Genomic DNA, 21,143 nt, shown 5'->3' with positions numbered 1-21,143 from the left:
GGCTAATTACTTAGTAATATGAAGAAAAGATTAAAAAAGTATAAATCTTACGTTATGCTTTACCTCACTGCAATAAACGCCTCTTCTGCTTAGGAGGATCCTCATTAAACGTATTGCTTAGCCATTATTCATAACTTCTTTTTGTTTGAGAACAAGATCAATGGATTACTAAGGAAAATAACATAGAATTCCTTACTTTTGTGTTCCTTAAAAGTTTGAATACAAAAATTTAAAATGAGCATAGCGAAAACTTACAATCCAAAAGAAGCTGAAGAAAAATGGTACAGCTATTGGAAAGCGAATGGATTTTTCCGTTCCACCCCGGACGAACGTGAACCTTACACGATTGTGATGCCCCCTCCGAATGTCACGGGAGTATTGCACATGGGGCATATGCTGAATAATACCATTCAAGACGTTTTGATTCGCCGGGCACGTATGCAGGGGAAAAACGCTTGTTGGGTACCGGGGACCGATCACGCCTCCATTGCCACTGAAGCTAAGGTCGTCGCTATGTTGAAAGAACAAGGAATTGATAAACGATCTTTATCTCGTGAAGATTTCTTAAAACATGCTTGGGAATGGAAGGAAAAATACGGTGGTATTATTCTAAAACAGCTCGAAAAACTTGGCGCTTCCTGTGACTGGGATCGTACACGTTTTACCATGGATCCAGAATTATACCAATCTGTTATCCGTGTATTCGTCGATCTATATCATAAAGGATTAATCTATCGTGGTTACCGCATGGTCAACTGGGATCCTGAAGCAAAAACAAATATCTCAGACGAAGAGGTTATTTATAAAGAGAAAAACGGCAAATTATACCACTTGAAATATCAGGTTGAGGGAACAGATCAATACATTGTTGTGGCGACTACCCGTCCTGAAACCATCTTTGGTGACACAGCCGTGTGTATCAATCCCAATGATGAACGCTATACCTGGTTAAAAGGAAAGCAAGTCATTGTGCCGATCGTTGGCAGAAAGGTGAACATCATCGAAGATGAATATGTCGATTTGGAGTTTGGTACTGGATGCCTTAAAGTTACTCCAGCACACGATGTGAACGACTATGCACTAGGTAAAAAGCACAACCTGGAATTTGTCGACATCTTTACCGACGAAGCAAAACTAAACGACAATGGCCTGCATTACGCAGGTATGGATCGTTTTAAAGTACGTAAAGAAATCGAGAAAGAGCTTGAGGAAAAAGGGTTATTGGAGCAAGTTGAAAACTATACCAATAATGTTGGAACTTCAGAGCGAACAGGTGCTGTTATAGAGCCAAAAATCTCCAATCAATGGTTCCTAAAGATGGAAGATCTTGCAAAACCGGCATTGGATAATGTGATGAATGATACCATTAAATTTCATCCGACAAAATTCAAAAATATCTACCGCAACTGGATGGAGAATGTTACCGATTGGAACATTTCAAGACAATTGTGGTGGGGACATCAGATACCGGCGTATTTCTATGGCGACGGAAACGAAGACTTTGTGGTTGCACAAACGGTTGAAGAGGCCCTTGTTCTAGCGCAAGAAAAATCAGGTAATACAGCGCTTCAATTGACCGATCTACGTCAAGATGAGGATGTGCTTGATACTTGGTTTTCAGCTTGGCTATGGCCAATTTCAGTTTTCAATGGCATCAACGAACCAGAAAATGCAGAAATTAATTACTATTACCCTACGCAAGATTTAGTCACTGCTCCGGATATTATCTTCTTTTGGGTAGCACGTATGATCGTTTCGGGCTATGAGTTCCGTGGACAATTGCCTTTTGAAAATGTTTATTTCACAGGTATTGTACGGGACAAACTGGGCCGCAAAATGTCTAAATCACTGGGCAACTCTCCCGATCCGATAGATTTGATGAACGAATATGGTGCAGATGCAACGCGGATGGGCATGTTATTGACTGCTCCAGCAGGTAACGACCTTCCTTTTGATGTAGAACTTTGTGTACAGGGCCGTAATTTTGCCAATAAAATCTGGAATGCCTTCCGCTTGGTTAAAGGTTGGGAAATTACTGCTACTCCGGCTTCAGATTCAGATAAGATTTCAGCATCTTGGTTTGAGGCAAGGTTAAATCAAGCCTTGGTCGATATCGAAGAAAACTTCAAACACTATCGTTTATCAGATGCATTGATGACAACCTACAAATTGGTATGGGATGACTTCTGTGCTTGGTACCTTGAATTAGTGAAACCGGCTTATGGCTCCCCTATTTCTAGTGAAACCTTAGAGACAGTAAAATCTTTTTTCCAACGTATACTCACTTTAGTACACCCTTTCATGCCTTTCTTGACAGAAGAATTGTGGCACGACGAACTGTTCGGTGTGAAAGACGAGAAAGATTGCATTATCGTCGCCGCTTATCCGACAGCAACTGATTTTGATGAGCAGCTTATCAAAGATTTCGCTGTCGCTCAGCAAATTATTTCGGAAGTTCGCAATATCCGCAATTCTAAAGGTATCTCCCCTAAAGTAGCATTGCCATTGGCTATCAATCAACAATCAGATATCAATTTAGCACAATATATTGACATCATTACCAAAATTGCAAACTTGGAAGGCGTAACTTTTGTTTCTGAGAAAGTAGCCGGAGCCGCAAGTTTCCTTGCTGGCAAAGACGAATGTTATGTTACTTTGGAGAACAATATTGATGCGGATGCTGAACGTGAACGTATTGCCAAAGAATTGGAATACCTAAAAGGTTTCCTTGTATCTGTAGACAAAAAGCTTTCCAATGAGCGGTTTGTGCAAAATGCTAAACCTGAAATTGTTGAAAACGAAAAAAGTAAAAAGGCAGATGCCGAAGCAAAGATTAAAATTCTTGAAGAAAGCTTAATAGCATTGGGCTAAGACCTATGCAATAGAGCTAATAAATTTTGTAAAAAGTCCCGTGCGCTGCGCGGGACTTTTTTTATATTTCAAGATAATCAAATTCGGAGATCCTTCGGTGCTTCTTCGGTGCTTGTTCGGTACTTCTTCGGAGCTTATTCGGTCGCAACCGAATAAGCTCCGTCCTATATCCGTATCATTTACGTTAAATAATCGTGTAAATGATGAAGTCGGTTCCTAGCTTTTACACACCGAAAATCCGGTTTCTGCAAAATGCTAAACAGGCGGTTCAAGAGAATTTCGGTTGGCCATTCACAGGTAATATATATGTTAAGGATGCACGATATAAACTTGTAAAGTAAAAATGCAACATGAAGTTCTCCCGTTTAAACAGTGCACTTTATAATTGCTCAGCAACAAACAATGCAATTAACTTTATACGGATTCCTGTAAAAAAATGAATAACTTTATAGGAGCGAACTTAAATTATAGCATTATGGGATTCAAAGAAACATTTCAGATTAACGGTGAAAACCTTTTACAGAAAATCAAGGAAATCATTGCCGAGGGCAATGTGAGCAAAATCAGCATTGCGGACAAACATGGTAAAGAAATCATGAGTTTTCCGGTGACTATCGGCGCAATAGGCTTGATCTTAGCACCTGTTTTTGCAGCAATTGGTGCTGTCGCAGCATTGCTTACAGAATGTACCATCACTGTAGAACGAAATACAAACAAGGAAGAAAAAAATGACGAGGATAACAGTACTGATCCGCCAACAACGATAACAGTAAAATAATGAACTAAAATTGACCGTTATGAAGATTTTTAAAAATATACTTTGCATTTTATTTGCCTTGCTTTTCATCAATGCGGGGCTAGATAAGCTTTTTCATTATATGCCTACGCCACCTATGGATATGGACATGAAAAAGGTATTTGAGGCTTTTGCTACGATAAAATGGTTAATGCCACTAGTCGGAATTATCGAACTCCTGAGTGGTTTACTGTTTATTTTTCCAAAGACAAGAACTTTGGGTGCATTAGTCATCTTTCCAATACTCATTGGCATTTTTACCCACAATATGATTTTTTACAGCCAACTGGGATTAATTATTTGGGCCGTACTTTTCATTATATGGCTATGGGTGGTATTTGAAAACTGGGGCAAGTATAAAAAATTGATGGAATAATTGCCTTATCTTCCCCAAAACAACTATTCGACAGAATACTACATGTATTAATTACCTATTTTTTTGACAAATTAATAGGTATTTAATGCTTTTATTAACATAAAATTAAAAAACAAAAAACTTTGTACGGCTAGAATGGTTTGGTCAATTATTTGATGTGTTTTTAGAACAGCCCCGAAGATATAATGACTTTATATAAGGGAAATTAGAAACTATCTAATATCTGCTAGCAGGTATAACACAGAAATTAAACTTGCATTTACAGGCAAATTTATCTTAGTTTGCTGAAATAGTGGCGATATATGTTAATATCTGTAAACTTAGCAAACTTTTTTCCGTTTTAATTTTTATTAATAGATACTTAATCAAATAATACGTTGAACAGATTTACCCGAATTGCTTTTAAAACAATATTGTGGATTATTGGAGTCATCATTGCGCTGGCTATTCTTATTGTATTTTTAATCAGAATACCTGCCGTTCAGAATTATATTGCCGGAAAAGTAACGCAATATGTAGAAGGCAAAATTGGTACCCCTGTTAAAATTGGCTACATTAATATTGATTTTCCTAAAAAACTGGTATTGGAGGATATCTATTTAGCCGACCAAAGTAAAGATACCTTAGTAGCAGGAAAAAGCATTGCTGTTGATATCAATATGCTCAAGCTATTGAAAAACACAGTTGAAATACAGCGTCTCGAAGCAGAAGGAATCACTGCAAAAATTCGACGTACATTGCCGGACAGTTCGTTCAACTTTGATTATATTGTTAAAGCTTTCGCTTCCCAAAAAGAAAGCACAGCAACTGCAGACAGCAGTTCAGCCCTCCTATTTAACCTCGATAAAGTCAAATTTGACAAATTTCATATTGTTTATGCCGATGACGTCATTGGAACAAGTGCCGATGTTTACCTGAACAGCCTAAATACCAATATCAAAAAGTTCGACCTCACAAAAAACATGGCCTTCAATCTTCCAAAAGTGAAAATAGATGGTCTGAGCGCCACAGTGAAACAATGGCGGCCGATTAAGGACGGTACAGCTCCCTCGGTCGAAGACTTTGGCATTACGGATAAAACCGCACAAACAACCGCCTTGCTTCCCGATGTCGGTATACAGATCGCAGACCTGACGAATATCTTAGTACGCTACGAGGATCAGTCTAGCCTGTTGAACACCAAATTTTATATTAAGAACCTCCATGCGGACATTAACAAGATCGACCTTAACAAAGAACTTGTCGATATTCAGACGATCAATCTTGACGGTTCAGACAATACTGTGCTCTTTGGAAAGATCCAGAAAAAAGTAAACGCAGCAGCGAAAAACACCGCGGATACAACCAAAATAAACTGGGTTGTTTCTGCCAAAGAAATCCAGATCAATAAAACAAGCTTAGCTTATAGAGACGATAATCAGGCCCGTATGAAAGGCTTTGATTACTTCAACATTAAGATCCCTGGGATGAAAACCAGTTTAAATGATCTTTACTACAGTGCCGATTCCATCAGTGGATCACTCAAAGAACTTGTAGCCTCCGATCAATCGGGGTTTGTGATCAAGCAATTGAAGGGGGATTTTAAGTATACAAATACCGGTGCGGAGATCAAAAATCTATATGCAGAGACGCCACGCACTCTGCTGCGTGATTACTTAAAAATAACTTATCCTTCTTTGGATGTTATCGCTAAAAAACCAGAACTGATCTACGTCAATGCAACCATCAAAAAGAGCCGTGTTGATATGCGCGATATCTACTATTTCGCTCCTTTTTTGGACACCATGCAGGTGATGAAACCGTTGATGGACAAAAAATTTAATATTGATGGTCGCGTTGTCGGGAAGTTAAATGACCTCAATATTCCGGCAATTGATTTTCAAACCCTGTCCAACACACGTGTCATTGCAAGTCTACATTTAAAGGGGCTACCCAATGTCGATAAAATGTCCATGGATCTTAATTTAAAAAAATTGACTACAGGACGTTCGGATATCGAAAAGCTGGTTTCAAAGAAAATGTTGCCGAGCGGAATAGAATTACCCAATACAATCGGACTTACCGGAACTTTTAAAGGCGGAATGAATGCGTTTAACACCAATCTTTCGTTGGTAACAGAGAAAGGGACGGCCAAATTTGATGGTAAAGTAGGCATGATAGGCCGCGATACAACCTATGATGCTTTCGTCAGTATTCGTGATTTTGACATCGGTAAGATCATGAAAATGGACAGTACGTTAGGCATACTTTCCTTTGAAGGGAAAATTAAGGGTCATGGAACAGATCCCAAGAAGCTTGTCGCCAACTTTGATGGCAAAGTAAATCGGATGGATGCCATGGGCTATCGCTACCAGAATATCGATATGAATCTTACAGCAGACAAAGGGGACATAAAAGCCGCTGTCGTCAGCCCTGATCCAAATATCCAATTGAAGTTAAATGCGATAGCCAATATGAAATCCAAGTATCCACAGGTGGATTTTGAGCTTATGGTAGACACTATCAATCTTAAAAAGTTAAAATTGATGGATGACGAGTTCAAATACCATGGTAAACTCGTTGGAAATTTCAGTTCAGCCGATCCAAATTTTTTGAACGGAGAAGCACACATTACCAATTCATCCATTGTTTACAATGATGCTTATTACTCGCTAGACAGTATATCACTAATTGCAAAAGCGGATACTAGCCGCAACTTGCTACTTTTAAAATCGGACTTTTTAAACGCCCATTTGGTCGGAAAATACAAAATTCTAGAATTGCAGAATGCCGTTCAAGACATCTTACAGGTATATTACCAACCAGGCAAAGCTGTTAAAGTGCCCAAATACGACCCACAGAACATCGAGTTTTCGGCCCAATTGACGCGAACTAAGTTTATCAAAGATTTCTTGCCAGAACTGACAGAGATGTCGGATATCACATTGGATGGTATGTTTAACAGTCAATCAAAAACGATTCTCGCCAAGTTGGATGCACCGAAAATAATCTATAATGGCACTGAAATCAATAACGTTACTTTGGATATCAATACCCTCGACAGTACACTGTATTACTCGGCATTGATCAATAAAATCAAGGTAAGCAATATTGAACTGGTGAATACCGTATTCAGTGGTAAAGTCATCCAAAACAATTTGGATTTCGGTCTCTGGATAAAAGACAAGAAAGAGAAAGAGCAGTATCATTTGGGCGCCAATATGCGCGTGGATAATGGAGCATTTGTTTTTAGCCTACTTCAGGATGGCCTTATGCTGAACTACGACAAGTGGACGATAAATCCAAACAATGTACTCAAATTTGGAAGCACAGGTATTCAGGCCAGTGATTTTATCTTAAGTAATAAAGGACAGGAGCTGAGCATATCATCGCAGGATAGTGTGCTCAATTCGCCGCTCAACATTGCATTTAAGAATTTCCGCATTGAGACATTAAGTAAAATGCTTGAAAGTGAAACAGTCGATCTTGGCGGCGGCATTAATGGCCAGGCAACGATATCACGCCTAGAAAGCAGCCCTGTATTTGTTTCTGATCTTGTGATCGATAAATTTTATATTGGAAAAGATACCGTTGGTAATGTCAATATAAAAGTGAATAATCAAAAAGAAAACACCTATAATGCGAATATCAGTATCAGTGAAAATGGCAATAATGTCGTATTAAGTGGTGATTTTATCAGTCCTCCTCAGGGAGAGGCAAGCCTGGATTTCACTTTAGATATTGCACCGCTTTCTATGCAGACGGTTCAGGCATTTAGTCTGGGCTATCTAAAAGACTCGAAGGGAAACTTGGAAGGCCAGTTAAAAATAACAGGATCGCCATCCAAACCCCGCATTAACGGCGATGTTAAGTTTAAAGATGCTCAGTTCAATATTGCGATGTTGAATGCACTATTCAAAGCGAAAGATGAAACCATTCATTTGGATGAAAGAGGCATTACTTTCCCAAAATTTGCATTGGAAGACAAAAAAGGAAATATTGCCAAGGTAACGGGATCCATAGAAACCAAAACATATACTGATTTTGATTTCAATCTCAATGTCAATACCGACAATTTTGAGGTACTCAATTCAACACAAAGCGACAACGACATGTTTTATGGTAAAATGTACCTTACGTCGAACCTGCGCATTCGGGGGAATCTGGATAAGCCTATCGTTGATGGGACAATCAAGGTGTTAGATGATACGGACTTTACCTTTGTTATGCCAAACGAGGATCCTGGGATGGCCGATCGTAAAGGTGTTGTCGAATTTGTTGATAAGAGTGATACAACAAGAGCCAATGTATTTGCAAAATTAGATTCTATGACTGTTACCCGATTGACGGGAATCGACGTAGATCTAAATCTTCAAACCGATAAGGACGCCAAATTTAAGATCCTCTTGGATGCTGGTTCACAAGATGCACTGAATATCCAGGGTGAAGCGGAACTGAACGCCGGTATTGATGCAAGTAGCAAAATTACCTTGTCAGGTACATTTACAGTAGACAAAGGAAGTTATTCCTTCAGTTTTGGCCCCGTGAAAAAGGATTTTACATTCCGAAAAGGAAGTACCATCACTTGGAATGGAGATCCCTTGGATGCGCAGCTAAATATCACGGCAGCATACACAACCAAAGCACCAACCCTCGAACTTGTAGCGACGCAGCTGGGGTCGGAAAACGCTAATTTGTACAAGCAGCGGATTCCTTTCAATGTCTTACTGAAGATTACAGACAAACTGTTCCAACCGCAACTAAATTTTGATATCGACTTGGACGAAAACAACTCGGTTGTTTCGCAAGATGTGATTAGCAAGGTTAATAATGCTTTGACCACCTTACGTGAAAATCCGTCTGAGCTGAACAAACAGGTCTTTTCACTGATTGTTTTGGGGCGCTTTATGTCGACCAATCCATTTGAGAGTTTATCCGGTGGCGGCGGTACGGAAGCCATTGTCAGAAATAGCATCAGTTCGTTCCTGAGCGGTCAATTGAACCGCCTTGCCTCCGAGCTTATCACCGGAGTAGAGCTGGACTTCAACCTAACTTCGGAAGAAGATTACGCTACTGGAGCTGGCCAGACCCGAACAGATCTGAATATCGGCGTGTCTAAAATGCTTTTAAATGACCGTTTAAAAATTACCGTTGGCTCTAATTTTGAAGTTGAAGGAAATACACGTCCGGGAGAAACAGCCAACAACATTGCTGGAGATATCCAATTGGATTACCAACTTTCGCAAGATGGCCGCTATTTTGCGCGGGTATATCGTAAAAATCAATATCAGGTTACACTCCAAGGTCAATATGTAGAAACGGGTATCGGATTTATCATCAATATGGATTACAACCGATTTAAGGAGATCTGGATGAGTTCGAAAAAACTCAAAGAGTATTACGACACCAATAGCAAGGGTTTCAGAAAACGTTTCGATGTAGAACGTATGGAAACCGATTCAGTCTATCGCGACAGTGTACGCACCGTTATCCGAGATAGTTTGATGACCCATAGTCCTGAATACAGAAAGCGTATGGAGGAAAGAGAAAAAGAGAGACGTAAGCAACAGCTGGACTCAACGAAACGTACGCCGAAAAGCGATAGTCCAAAATCAACTATAGATACCATCAGAACGACAGCTATAAAAAATGAAGATGAGGAAAGGAATTACCATGCAAACTAAACTGAAGTATATTGTGGGAATAGTTTCATGCGCTGCATTCATAGCATCCTGCTCTTCCACCAAGAATCTAAAAGAAGGGGAAAGCTTATATGTCAAGGGCAATGTAATAGTCGATTCGGACACGATATCCAAAGAAAATAAGGAAAAGATTGCGACTCATTTAGAAGCTGCACTGATGCCAAAGCCCAACAAACGTTTGGCCGGCGTGCCATTCAAGCTCTATTTCAACAATATGGCCGGGGACTCTGCGGGGAATAACATCATTAAAAAATTCCTCAAGAAGATCGGTGAAGAACCAGTACTATTGAGCGACGTCAATCGCGAATATAATGAAAACCTATTGCGCAATCGTCTGGAGAATTTTGGATTCTTCAATGCGGAAGTGAAATCGGACACCTTAGTTGAAGACAAAAAAGCAACCATTAATTATACAGCCAAGCCTAATCTGATCTACCGAATCAGATCTGTTCAATTCGACATCGACAGCACAACACAGTTGGGTAAAGATATCCGTTCGAGCTCGGATAAAAGCCTCTTGCAAGTGGGTAAGAATTACAGTTTAGATGTTATCCTCAATGAGCGCGACCGCATCGACAATGACCTCAAAAATAGAGGGTATTATTATTTCAGTCCCGATTACATCCTAGTTCAGGTAGACAGTTCGCATCGGAACAACAAAGTCGATATGTATGTTACGGTGAAAAAGGAGACACCGGCACAGGCAAGGGTACCGTCCAAGATCAATAAAATCTACATTTTCCCGAACTACACGGAAACAAGCTCCGGTTATCAGCGATCCACCCGCAATGCGGAACTATATGATAGCAGTTACTATTTTATAGACCGCCAGCATCTGTATAGAAAGCCTGTGATCGCGAATCATATCTTCTTCCATCCAGGCGACGTCTATAACCGTAATGCCCACAATCAAACCATCAGCCACCTGGTGAATCTCAATAGCTGGAAGTTTGTCAAAAATAACTTTGTCGACAGCAAAGAAGTCCCCAACGCACTGGACGTCTACTACTACTTAACTCCATTGCCCAAGAAATCACTCCGTGTGGAACTTTTAGGAAAAATGGCCTCAGTATACAATGGTACCGAGGTCAATGTCAACTGGACTTTACGCAACGCATTTAAAGGCGCGGAGCAGTTGAGTTTTAATGTATTCGGTGGTTATGAAACCCAGACCGGTGGGTCGGCTGACCTCAATTCGAGTTATTACCGTTACGGGATGGAGGCTACACTGACTTTTCCACGGATATTGTCCCCTTTTGGACGGATTTCACCGACACGGCGTTTTATCCCGAAGACTTACGTCAAAGGACGGTATGAATTTTTAAATCGCCGCAAAGCATATACCTTAAATTCCATCGCATTGGATTACGGTTATATCTGGCAGGAGTCTGAGGAGAAGCAGCACGATCTTGCTTTAATGGAGATTACCTATGTCCAGCCTAAAGGGATCTCAGAAAACTATCAAAAACAAATGGATACCATTCCGGCGTTAAGGCATGCAATAGATCCACAATTTACGATTGGCCCAAATTACAACTTTACGTTTCAAAATACGATGAAGCAGCATTTGAAAAATACCTTTTATTTCAAAGGCAACTTGGACCTCTCGGGAAATATACTCGGTTTGATAAAAGGAGCAGATTTCAATAAAGGGAAGACCTTTAAATTGTTCGATGCATATTTCTCCCAATATATCAAGATCAGTGGCGACGGCAGACATTATCTCAAATTGTCGGAGAATTCGCAGCTTGCCTCGCGGGTCAGTCTGGGCTTAAGTTATTCGTATGGCAACTCGCGGTCACTCCCCTATTTAAAACAATATTATGTGGGTGGACCTAACAGTATCCGTGCTTTTGGTGCTCGTGCAATTGGTCCCGGAACAGTTGCCCCTGAAAAATTAAGCAATGGGCTTTTCTATGCAGACCAAACCGGTGACATCAAATTAGAGCTGAATACCGAATACAGAGCCAAATTAGCGGGCTTTGTTCATTGGGCAGCGTTCATTGATGCGGGGAATGTGTGGTTGCAACGGGATGACGTCAACAAGCCCGGCGGTAAATTCAGCAAGAACTTTTTGAATGAATTAGCTGTTGGCGGTGGCGCTGGATTACGCTTCGACTTTACTTTTCTGATCATACGTACGGATATGTCAATACCTTTCCGCATCCCGTATCTTCCCAAAGGAGAACGTTGGGTATTTAAGGATATCGACTTTGGAAGTTCAAGATGGAGAAAGGATAATTTGATGTTTAATTTAGCCATCGGTTATCCATTCTAGGATTTAAAATTTGATTTACACGATAAAAAAAACAGGCTTGAACGAATTTCAGGCCTGTTTTCTTGGGGGGTATTCCATCAGAATCATACCCTTTGGACACTATCATTATGCATTATTCGTTCAATGGCATTTGCCTTCTTATCGATTATGTCAAAAAACAAGTTATTCCCACGAAATACATTGATTTACTAACAATAATTGATTAAATTCAAGAATTATTTATTAATCCACATCAATGCACATGAAATATCCATGTAAAGAATACGCGCATTCGTGAAGAGAGACTGGATATTTTATACGGCATAGAAAACCGCCGAAGGCAGCATGAATTCTTAAGCGGAAATTAGCTCATGAATAAACAAATAATTTACATATGAAAGTAACTATTGTTGGTGCCGGTGCTGTAGGAGCAACTACAGCGGACAATTTAATCCGTCGAAATGTCGCCGAAGAGATTGTATTATTGGATATTAAAGAAGGATTTGCGGAAGGTAAAGCGCAAGATATGGCACAAACTGCCGCCTTGTTGGGTTTTGAATCAAAAATCAAGGGAGTAACCAATGACTATCTGTCCACTGCAGGTTCTACCGTTGCCGTCATTACGTCGGGAATTCCACGTAAACCCGGAATGACGCGCGAAGAACTAATTGGCACAAATGCGAATATTGTCAAGTCTGTGGTGGAGAACCTGGTAAAATATTCTCCGGATATTATCATTGTCATCGTTTCCAATCCCATGGACACCATGACTTACCTGGCACTTAAATCAAGTGGATTACCAAAAAATAGAATCATTGGAATGGGGGGCACATTGGATTCAGCCCGATTCAAATATCAACTGAGCGAAAAACTGAATGCTTCTGCGGCCGATCTCAATGCCATTGTCATTGGCGGCCACGGAGATACAACGATGATTCCACTTATCAAGCACTCCACGTGGAACAGTATTCCAGTCACTGATTTCCTTACCCCGGAAGAGCAGGACGAAATTGTACACAAAACGATGGTTGGTGGCGCAACCCTAACCAGTCTAATCGGGACCTCAGCCTGGTATGCTCCAGGAGCCGCAACAGCCGCAGTGGTCGAAAGTATCGTGCGTGATCAAAACAAGTTATTTACTGCATCCGTTTACCTCGAAGGTGAATTTGGCCAAGAAGATATTAATCTTGGCGTACCGGTTATCATTAATAAAAAAGGATGGGATCGGATTGTCCCCCTTCAGCTGGATGAAGAGGACAAAGAAAAATTCAGTAAAAGTGCAGAAGCAGTGCGTACAATGAATGATGTATTAAAAGAAATAAAAGCGCTGTAGCGCATAAACTATAAAAAGGTGAAAGGCTGTTATTCTTCAAATAACAGCTTTTTTTATGATCGGCTTAACGCATAAACGTTTTCAGGGCATTTTAAACATACGCTAGAGGCCTTAAATTTCTTTTTTAAGGGATTTTTTGGGTATGTTTGGTTATATGACAACAGTACCATTTCAATTACTGGATCTGCAGGGCCAGGGCACACATATTTTAGTCGATGTGGAATTATATAGCCGTTCATTCAAGATGGTGATTGATACAGGTGCCTCTAAAACTGTATTTGACAAAACACAGTTAGTCCATCTTTTGGAAGACCAATTACAGCTTGAGCCTTCAGAAACATTATCAACAGGACTTGGCACCAATTCGATGGAGAGTTTCAACATGAAAATTCCGAGTCTGACCATAGGTGAATGGCGGATAAAAAACTTAAATACGGCGGTATTGGATTTAAGCTCGATCAACTATGCCTATCAGCAGATGGATCTGGAACCCGTGATCGGCGTATTGGGTGGAGATATTTTTGCAGACTATGGCGCTGTCATTGATTATGCCAAACGCACCTTAAAATTAAGAAACCGGAAATTAAAACTTAAATAGGCGTTTGTGGATATGGAGCCGGAGATAGCCATAGTATACGATTGCGATCAATATCCCCAATCCACCCATGACGTATAATGTCATTCGAAGCCCACTGTAACTCGCTAAGGAACCGATCATCAACGTCCCAATGGGAAATATTCCCTGAAAAGCCATAACGTAATACGAGAGTGCCCGGGCGCGATAGATTGGTATGGCATGCGTCTGAATATAGGTATTGATACTTGAGTTTTGCATCATCATGGCAAAGGACACCAACATCACATAGACGAGTGCCATCTGCAGCATACTTGAATGCGCCAAAAACAATAACGCAATTCCCATAAGTGCAGCAGCACCCATCACCTGATAGCGCAAATTGGTGCCCGATTTTAAACGGGCCATATTAAATGCACCAATCATTGCACCCAAGCCGGCGGCACTTTCAAACCAGGAAAACGTACGCTCATCGCCATGAAACATTTCTTTCGCTATGGCAGGTAGCAACGAGGTATACGGAATAACGATCAAGCTGGAGAATGTCATGATAATAATCAGTGAAGCAATATGCGGTGAGCGTTTGAGGTAACGAAAGCCTTCGACCAAGCCTTCCCAATTGCTTCCCTTGCTCAGTTGAACATGGGTTTCATCGACCTGCATCATCAACAATGTAATAATGACCGGAACAAAACTGATAAAATTTAGGGCAAAACAGACGAGTTCACCGTATGTACTCAGTAAAATACCTCCTATTGCAGGTCCCAACATTCGGGCACCATTGAAAATTGTTGAATTCAGGGCAATGGCATTCGGCAGATCTTTACGGTCACCAACCAGATACATCATCAGCGATTGACGACCCAAAACATCGAAGGAATTAATAACCCCTTGTATAAGACCCAAGATGGAAAGCCATAAGACACTCTCCCATTTCAGATAAACGACCAAGGTCAAGATTCCAGCCTGTATCATCAAACCAATTTGGGTCATCAGAACCAATTTATACTTTTTGTGCTTATCGACAAAACTGCCGATAAATGGAGACAGGACCAAAGAGGGCAATAGGGAGATAAACTGAACAAAACCAAGCCAAAACACTGATCCTGTCAATTCATAGACCAACCAACTGATGGCTATTCGCTGCATCCAGGTCCCCATAAGGGAAATTGCTTGTCCTATAACATGTAAACGGAAATTTCTATAATGGAGAGAACGAAAAACCTGCATACGTAAAGATAATAGTATATTAAAAGTATAACAAAAAATTAGGAGAAGAGATTCCTTTTTGCTAAAATAAAGATACAATAGGTGAAAATCAATGCTTCAATACTGGAATATAATCAATAACTTTGCGTCATTATTTTGAACATTAGAATAATCAAACAATTATCATTCAATAACATATACAATGAAATTTTTTATTGACACAGCGAACCTAGAGCAAATCAAAGAAGCCCAAGACTTAGGCGTATTAGACGGGGTAACAACCAATCCAAGTTTAATGGCTAAAGAGGGTATTAGCGGTGATGAAAACGTAATCAACCATTATAAAGCGATCTGTGCAATCGTTGATGGCGATGTCAGTGCTGAAGTTATTTCTACAACTTATGAAGAAATGATCAAAGAAGGAGAAGCTTTAGCAGCTCTTGACAGCAAGATTGTTGTAAAAGTCCCTATGATCAAAGATGGCGTAAAAGCAATTAAATATTTCAGCAAAAAAGGTATTAAAACAAATTGTACATTGGTATTTACAGCTGGTCAAGCACTATTGGCTGCTAAAGCTGGGGCAACTTATGTATCTCCTTTTATCGGTCGTTTGGATGATATCTCTACAGATGGATTAGCGTTGATCGAAGATATTCGTTTAATCTATGATAACTACAACTACCCTACACAAATTTTAGCAGCTTCTGTACGTCACAGCGCACACATTTTAGGCTGTGCTAAAATCGGTGCTGATGTCATGACAGGTCCATTATCAGCGATTGTAGCTTTATTAAAACACCCATTGACAGATAGCGGTCTAGCGACATTCTTAGCTGATCACGCGAAAGCTGCAGGCAAATAAGATTCCTATATTTCATATAATAACGAAAACCGATAGGTAAGATGACACTAATCTTAAACTTATCGGTTTTCTTATTTTTAAGAGATTCCGTATTTTTGTACTGTAAAAATGATCTCTGAGAAATGAAACATTCAGTTTCTGTTTCTTACAGATCTATTTAAAGGGAAAAAATACGATGAATAAATCCGTCGGATAGTTTTTAAACTTGCAAATAAGTTTAAATTTCTCTTAGTTTGTATTTGATCTAAGGCTTAACGAAGAAATCCATGGAAGATTCCAACACTGTATATCCAGAAATTCTCAAACGAAATAGTTTAAAAGTTACCCAACCCCGGTTGAAGGTACTTGAAATTATTTCGAGGAAAGACTCGGCAATTTCGCAGCCAGAGCTAGAGAAATTACTGGGCAAGGATATTGACCGTGTCACATTATACCGGGTATTGGCCAGTTTTGAAGAGAAAGGGATTATCCATAAAATCTTTGATCTACATGGTACAGCGACTTATGCCATGTGTTCGACAAACTGTTCAGAACATGATCATCATGATCAACACGTGCATTTTATTTGCCGGGTATGCAATTCTGTATACTGTCTGGAAGATATGACCTTACCAAAGGTGTCGATCCCAGCAGGTTTTAGTCTTGAAGCGATCGCAGTAAATGCACTTGGAGTGTGTAATCATTGCAAAAAGTAAATCAGGCTGTACCAATCCAAAACTATTTTTCTGCTGAACTGTCTTTACATTGGCTATCGGAAGGTGCTCCGTTTAGCTCCTTATTGTCCTGTCAAATGCAGTTTTTTTCGTATATTGTATTGGCATCGATCTTGATGTACAGCGCTCGTAATCTGTGGTAAAGACTGTTTTTTTGAAATCCATTATCGTAGCCAGTCAAAGGATCCATTGGGCTGTAAAAGACCAATGTAAATGAATAATAATAAATAATAAGTGAATGAAAACAAGAAAAGAAAATCCATATAAAGAGGTGTTAACACAACTGATTATCGATATTTTCGAAAAATCGGGTAATAAGCCCCTCAACTATAAACAAGTTTCGTCAAAATTGAACCTCAACGATAACGACTCGAAAGTCGCTATCGCCGATATTTTACATGACAATGTAAGGAATGGGCTTTTTATTGAGGTGGATCGAGGCAAATTTAATTTGAAGCAACTCAAAGTGTATGTCACAGGGAAAGTAGATATGACCGCCGATGGTTCTGCCTATGTAATTCCGGATGACGAATTTGAAAATGATATTTATATCGCTCCACGGAAACTTAGACAGGCACTCCATGGCGATATTGTCAAGGTCCATACCTTCGAAAAAAGAAAAGGTGGCCGCAAAAAAGAGGGTGAAGTCGTTGAAATTCTGCAAAGGGCCAAGACTGATTTCACGGGAACAATCAGCATCTCCAACAATTTTGCTTTTTTTATTGCGGATGACCGCAAGATGCTACACGACATTTTTATTCCTTTGGACAATCTGAATGGAGCCAAGGACAAAGAAAAAGTGGTCGTGTCGATTATCGACTGGCCAAGCGGGAGCAAGAATCCTGTTGGAACGGTTAAACATGTCTTGGGCACCAAAGGGGAAAATAACACCGAGATGAACGCTATTTTGGCCGACTATGGTTTCCCATTGGAGTTCCCTAAAAAAGTAGAGGATGAAGCGAATAAAATTCCAGAAGAAATAAGCAAGGAGGAAATTGCCAAGCGGCGTGATTTTAGAAACATTACAACCTTTACCATTGATCCCGCGGATGCAAAAGATTTCGATGATGCCATCTCTTTTCAAAAATTAGAGAATGGCAACTATGAAATCGGTGTTCACATTGCGGATGTTTCGCATTTTGTGATACCCGATACAGAATTGGACAAAGAAGCATTTAACCGTGGTACATCGGTCTATTTGGTGGACCGTGTTATCCCGATGCTTCCGGAGCGTCTTTCTAATGGCGTTTGTTCCTTACGCCCACATGAAGATAAGTTATGCTTTTCGGCTGTTTTCGAATTAGACGAAAAAGCCAATGTACACCATCAATGGTTCGGCCGCACCATCATTCATTCGGACCGCCGTTTCAGTTATGAAGAAGCACAGGAGGTGATTGAAACGAAATCGGGCGATTTCAGTGAAGAGATTCTGAAATTAAATGAACTGGCCTATATTCTTCGGGAACGTAAGTTTAAAAATGGTGCAATAGCCTTTGAAAGTGAAGAAGTAAAATTCACTTTGGATGAAAATGGCAAACCTACCGGGGTATATACCAAGGTCCGTAAGGATGCACACAAGCTGATTGAAGATTTTATGCTATTGGCGAATCGTAAAGTTGCCGAGTTTATCGGTAAACAAGGGCGCGGAAAAAACAAGCTAACGTTTGTATACCGGTTTCACGATGTACCTAATCCGGAGACGCTGACGACGTTCTCTCAATTTGCAGCGCGTTTTGGCCATAAATTAACCATCAAAACCGATAAGGAAACAGCAAAATCTTTAAATGCTTTGATGACCAAAATAGAAGGCAGCAAAGAACAAAATATGCTGACTTCGCTTGCTGTACGTTCGATGGCCAAGGCGATCTATACGACAAAGAAGACAAGCCACTATGGATTGGCATTCGATTATTATACCCATTTCACCTCCCCTATCCGTCGTTATCCCGATGTGATGGTACACCGTCTTTTGCAATTCTATCTGGAGGGAGGTACCAAAATCAATGCGGAACATTATGAGAAGATGGCCGAGCATTCTTCCCAAATGGAGAAAAAAGCAGCTGAAGCCGAACGTGCATCGATCAAATACAAACAGGCCGAATACTTGCAGGATCAGATTGGCACTGAATATACAGGTATTGTCTCAGGTGTTACAGAATGGGGTATGTATGTGGAGATTGAAGAGAATAAATGTGAGGGTATGGTCAGGCTGCGGGATATCACCGATGACTTTTACGTACTTGATGAAAAGAACTATGCCATTATTGGTCAACGGAAGAAAAAGAAATTCCAGCTGGGTGATGAGGTGCAAATCCGGGTAAAGAAAGTAGATCTGGATAAACGGCAGATTGATTTTACGTTATTGTCTTAATATAAAACCACCATAACTGGTCCAACGAGCTTATTAAACGTACCCAATCGGATTTAAGACATGAAAAAGCGGTATTGAATTTAGTCAATACCGCTTTTTCATTGGAATAAGAAACAAAAAGTTATTGTTTCGTTCCTTCGAAAGTATAAAAGACTTCTGTTGCACTTGTTTTCTCTCCCTGGCAAAGAAGGGTCTTATTTTTTACATCAAACAAGAATGTTCCTTCGGGAGAAACACCTGCTGTTTGAATCGATACATTCATATTATTAATAACCTTAAATTCTTTCGTTGGTATTTTTAATGCTTTGTCCCCGATCTCAACTTTGAGTGTGTTGTCAGATACTTTTGTAACCGTCACGATTTTATCAAACATAGGACCAGTTGTGTTTGATAGATCCAATTTACCTTTATACGTACCTACAGCTGCATCGATGCTACCACCTGTTTGGATAGGTTCATCTTTGTCCTTTGAACATCCAACAAAAGCGAAAGTGACCAAGGCCAATACCACTGCATACATTAATTTCATTTTGATTTTCATAACTTGAATACATTAATTTGTTTCTACTAAATATTTATACGTTTTTATCAAACGCTTTGCCAAACAGAACGCAAAAACAGGCAAAGCAGGCAATATACTCAGAAACCAGTAGAAGAGAAATTTTGAAAAAAGGCTGTTTTTAAAGAATATTCCACAGAGAAAGAACAGCTTACGGCAGATATAAGAAAAAACCTATTCACCCCATTGAGTGGCTATTCGCCCCCCCTAAAATCGTCTATATTTTTGTACAACCAAGCATAAGGAGTTATCTCTTCGATTTTGGCAACATATGACAGCATAAGTGGCTGACAAATTAGTTTGATAGTGGAAGCGTACAAATGATGAAGATGTTGGACTACAGGCTAAACATCCCGGAGAGGGCGACCAGGTCATTAGGATAGTGAGATAATAAAGAAGCATGAAGAGGTAATAAAGAAGGGCATGGGTATATTCCAGAAAAGAGCAGCGCCAATTCAAAAAATAATCTAAATTTTATACACTAACTATTTCATATTCAAAAGAGAATCAGTATCTTTGCGAACTTAAAATATTTAAGGTACAAAATTTATAAACAAAAACAGGTAAATGCCTACTATTCAACAATTAGTTAGAAAAGGTAGAGTAGCTCTGGTTGATAAGAGTAAGTCACCAGCGTTGGACTCATGTCCACAGCGAAGAGGTGTATGTACACGTGTATATACTACTACCCCTAAAAAACCAAACTCAGCAATGCGTAAAGTAGCTCGTGTACGTTTAACAAACGGAAAAGAGGTCAACGCTTACATCCCTGGAGAAGGTCACAACTTACAAGAGCACTCGATCGTATTGATTCGTGGTGGTCGTGTTAAGGATTTACCAGGTGTACGTTACCACATCATCCGTGGTGCATTAGATACTTCAGGTGTAGCAGGTCGTAACCAACGTCGTTCTAAATACGGAACTAAGCGTCCTAAACCAGGACAAGCAGCTGCAGCTCCAGCAAAAGGTAAAAAGAAATAATTAAACGGAGGAAAGAAAAATGAGAAAGTCAAAACCGAAAAAGAGAATCATTTTACCTGATCCAAAGTTTAATGACGTTCAGGTAACACGTTTCGTAAACAATATGATGGTGGATGGTAAAAAATCTATCGCTTATTCTATTTTTTACGATGCAGTAGAATTAGTAGAACAAAAAACACAAGAAAGCGGTTTAGAAGCTTGGAAAAAAGCTTTGAACAACGTTATGCCTGCTGTTGAAGTTAAATCACGCCGTGTTGGTGGTGCTAACTTCCAAGTTCCTATGGAAGTTCGTCCAGATCGTAAAATCGCTTTGGGTATGAAATGGTTAATTTCATACGCTCGTAAACGTGGTGAAAAAACAATGTTCGAAAAATTAGCAGGAGAAATCATTTCAGCTTCTAAAGGTGAAGGTGCTGCTGTTAAGAAGAAAGAAGATACGCACAAAATGGCGGAAGCTAACAAAGCGTTCTCACACTTCAGATTCTAATTTTGAAGACATTCAAAAAAATATGATTACACCGACCTCCGATAAAAACAATCTTTTATCAAGGTCGGTGTAC

The 21,143-nt window shown here is 39.9% G+C and carries 14 protein-coding genes; 12 read left to right on the top strand and 2 right to left on the bottom strand.

Annotation, left to right across the window (positions count from 1 at the left end; translation table 11 throughout):
- Positions 1-234: 234 nt before the first annotated feature.
- The 7 genes from B3297_RS00645 (at position 235) to B3297_RS00615 (ending at position 13,912) form a co-directional block, all read left to right on the top strand.
- Positions 235-2,871: a valine--tRNA ligase gene (locus tag B3297_RS00645; RefSeq protein ID WP_112375522.1), complete on the top strand. Its 2,637-nt coding sequence runs from the start codon at positions 235-237 to the stop codon at positions 2,869-2,871.
- Positions 2,872-3,307: 436 nt separating this feature from the next.
- Complete coding sequence (locus B3297_RS00640) at positions 3,308-3,649, top strand: DUF4342 domain-containing protein (protein ID WP_236560276.1); 342 nt, start codon at positions 3,308-3,310, stop codon at positions 3,647-3,649.
- Between the two features lie 19 nt (positions 3,650-3,668).
- Positions 3,669-4,043, top strand: coding sequence for a MauE/DoxX family redox-associated membrane protein (locus tag B3297_RS00635; RefSeq protein ID WP_070562952.1), 375 nt, complete (start codon positions 3,669-3,671; stop codon positions 4,041-4,043).
- 377 nt (positions 4,044-4,420) lie between these two features.
- Positions 4,421-9,706 (top strand): translocation/assembly module TamB domain-containing protein, encoded by a 5,286-nt coding sequence (locus B3297_RS00630; protein WP_070562955.1) that lies wholly within the window; start codon positions 4,421-4,423, stop codon positions 9,704-9,706.
- Positions 9,672-12,002: a BamA/TamA family outer membrane protein gene (locus tag B3297_RS00625; protein WP_070562958.1), complete on the top strand. Its 2,331-nt coding sequence runs from the start codon at positions 9,672-9,674 to the stop codon at positions 12,000-12,002. Before B3297_RS00630 ends, B3297_RS00625 begins: the two co-directional genes overlap by 35 nt.
- 373 nt (positions 12,003-12,375) lie before the next feature.
- Complete coding sequence (locus B3297_RS00620) at positions 12,376-13,314, top strand: malate dehydrogenase (protein WP_070562960.1); 939 nt, start codon at positions 12,376-12,378, stop codon at positions 13,312-13,314.
- Positions 13,315-13,468: 154 nt separating this feature from the next.
- Complete coding sequence (locus tag B3297_RS00615) at positions 13,469-13,912, top strand: retropepsin-like aspartic protease (protein WP_070563232.1); 444 nt, start codon at positions 13,469-13,471, stop codon at positions 13,910-13,912.
- Here the strand turns inward: B3297_RS00615 and B3297_RS00610 are convergent.
- Positions 13,898-15,118 (bottom strand): MFS transporter, encoded by a 1,221-nt coding sequence (locus B3297_RS00610; protein WP_286778261.1) that lies wholly within the window; start codon positions 15,116-15,118, stop codon positions 13,898-13,900. The two genes, B3297_RS00615 and B3297_RS00610, sit on opposite strands and share 15 nt — an antisense overlap.
- Positions 15,119-15,299: 181 nt before the next feature.
- Between B3297_RS00610 and fsa the strand changes: the two genes are divergently transcribed.
- From fsa to rnr, 3 genes are all read left to right on the top strand, one after another.
- A complete protein-coding gene (fsa, locus tag B3297_RS00605; RefSeq protein ID WP_070562966.1) occupies positions 15,300-15,959 on the top strand; it encodes a fructose-6-phosphate aldolase in 660 nt (219 codons plus the stop codon).
- Between the two features lie 266 nt (positions 15,960-16,225).
- Positions 16,226-16,654 carry a Fur family transcriptional regulator gene (locus B3297_RS00600; RefSeq protein WP_046671865.1) on the top strand — a complete coding sequence of 143 codons (429 nt, stop codon included), beginning with the start codon at positions 16,226-16,228 and terminating at the stop codon, positions 16,652-16,654.
- 256 nt (positions 16,655-16,910) lie between these two features.
- Positions 16,911-19,043 carry a ribonuclease R gene (gene rnr / locus B3297_RS00595; protein ID WP_201638564.1) on the top strand — a complete coding sequence of 711 codons (2,133 nt, stop codon included), beginning with the start codon at positions 16,911-16,913 and terminating at the stop codon, positions 19,041-19,043.
- A 121-nt stretch (positions 19,044-19,164) separates the two neighbouring features.
- On the opposite strand, the gene B3297_RS00590 is transcribed toward rnr, so the two are convergent.
- Positions 19,165-19,584, bottom strand: a complete 420-nt coding sequence (locus tag B3297_RS00590; protein WP_083295824.1) for a hypothetical protein — start codon at positions 19,582-19,584, stop codon at positions 19,165-19,167.
- Positions 19,585-20,169: 585 nt separating this feature from the next.
- Between B3297_RS00590 and rpsL the strand changes: the two genes are divergently transcribed.
- Entirely contained in the window at positions 20,170-20,583 is a 414-nt protein-coding gene (gene rpsL, locus B3297_RS00585; protein WP_002993550.1) for a 30S ribosomal protein S12, read from the top strand.
- Positions 20,584-20,602: 19 nt separating this feature from the next.
- Positions 20,603-21,070 carry a 30S ribosomal protein S7 gene (gene rpsG / locus B3297_RS00580; protein ID WP_046671863.1) on the top strand — a complete coding sequence of 156 codons (468 nt, stop codon included), beginning with the start codon at positions 20,603-20,605 and terminating at the stop codon, positions 21,068-21,070.
- Positions 21,071-21,143: the final 73 nt, after the last annotated feature.

Origin of the sequence: Sphingobacterium sp. UBA3519 (genome assembly GCF_002377215.1) — a bacterium.
Taxonomy (GTDB): domain Bacteria; phylum Bacteroidota; class Bacteroidia; order Sphingobacteriales; family Sphingobacteriaceae; genus Sphingobacterium; species Sphingobacterium multivorum.
The sequence above is the reverse complement of the archived record's forward strand: the minus strand, read 5'-3'. Positions and strand labels throughout refer to the sequence as shown.

Coding starts and splice junctions, on each gene's coding strand:
- B3297_RS00645 (WP_112375522.1), top strand. CDS start 235: ATGAGCATAGCGAAAACTTACAATCCAAAAGAAGCTGAAGAAAAATGG.
- B3297_RS00640 (WP_236560276.1), top strand. CDS start 3,308: ATGAATAACTTTATAGGAGCGAACTTAAATTATAGCATTATGGGATTC.
- B3297_RS00635 (WP_070562952.1), top strand. CDS start 3,669: ATGAAGATTTTTAAAAATATACTTTGCATTTTATTTGCCTTGCTTTTC.
- B3297_RS00625 (WP_070562958.1), top strand. CDS start 9,672: ATGAAGATGAGGAAAGGAATTACCATGCAAACTAAACTGAAGTATATT.
- B3297_RS00620 (WP_070562960.1), top strand. CDS start 12,376: ATGAAAGTAACTATTGTTGGTGCCGGTGCTGTAGGAGCAACTACAGCG.
- B3297_RS00615 (WP_070563232.1), top strand. CDS start 13,469: ATGACAACAGTACCATTTCAATTACTGGATCTGCAGGGCCAGGGCACA.
- B3297_RS00610 (WP_286778261.1), bottom strand. CDS start 15,118: ATGCAGGTTTTTCGTTCTCTCCATTATAGAAATTTCCGTTTACATGTT.
- fsa (WP_070562966.1), top strand. CDS start 15,300: ATGAAATTTTTTATTGACACAGCGAACCTAGAGCAAATCAAAGAAGCC.
- B3297_RS00600 (WP_046671865.1), top strand. CDS start 16,226: ATGGAAGATTCCAACACTGTATATCCAGAAATTCTCAAACGAAATAGT.
- rnr (WP_201638564.1), top strand. CDS start 16,911: ATGAAAACAAGAAAAGAAAATCCATATAAAGAGGTGTTAACACAACTG.
- B3297_RS00590 (WP_083295824.1), bottom strand. CDS start 19,584: ATGAAAATCAAAATGAAATTAATGTATGCAGTGGTATTGGCCTTGGTC.
- rpsL (WP_002993550.1), top strand. CDS start 20,170: ATGCCTACTATTCAACAATTAGTTAGAAAAGGTAGAGTAGCTCTGGTT.
- rpsG (WP_046671863.1), top strand. CDS start 20,603: ATGAGAAAGTCAAAACCGAAAAAGAGAATCATTTTACCTGATCCAAAG.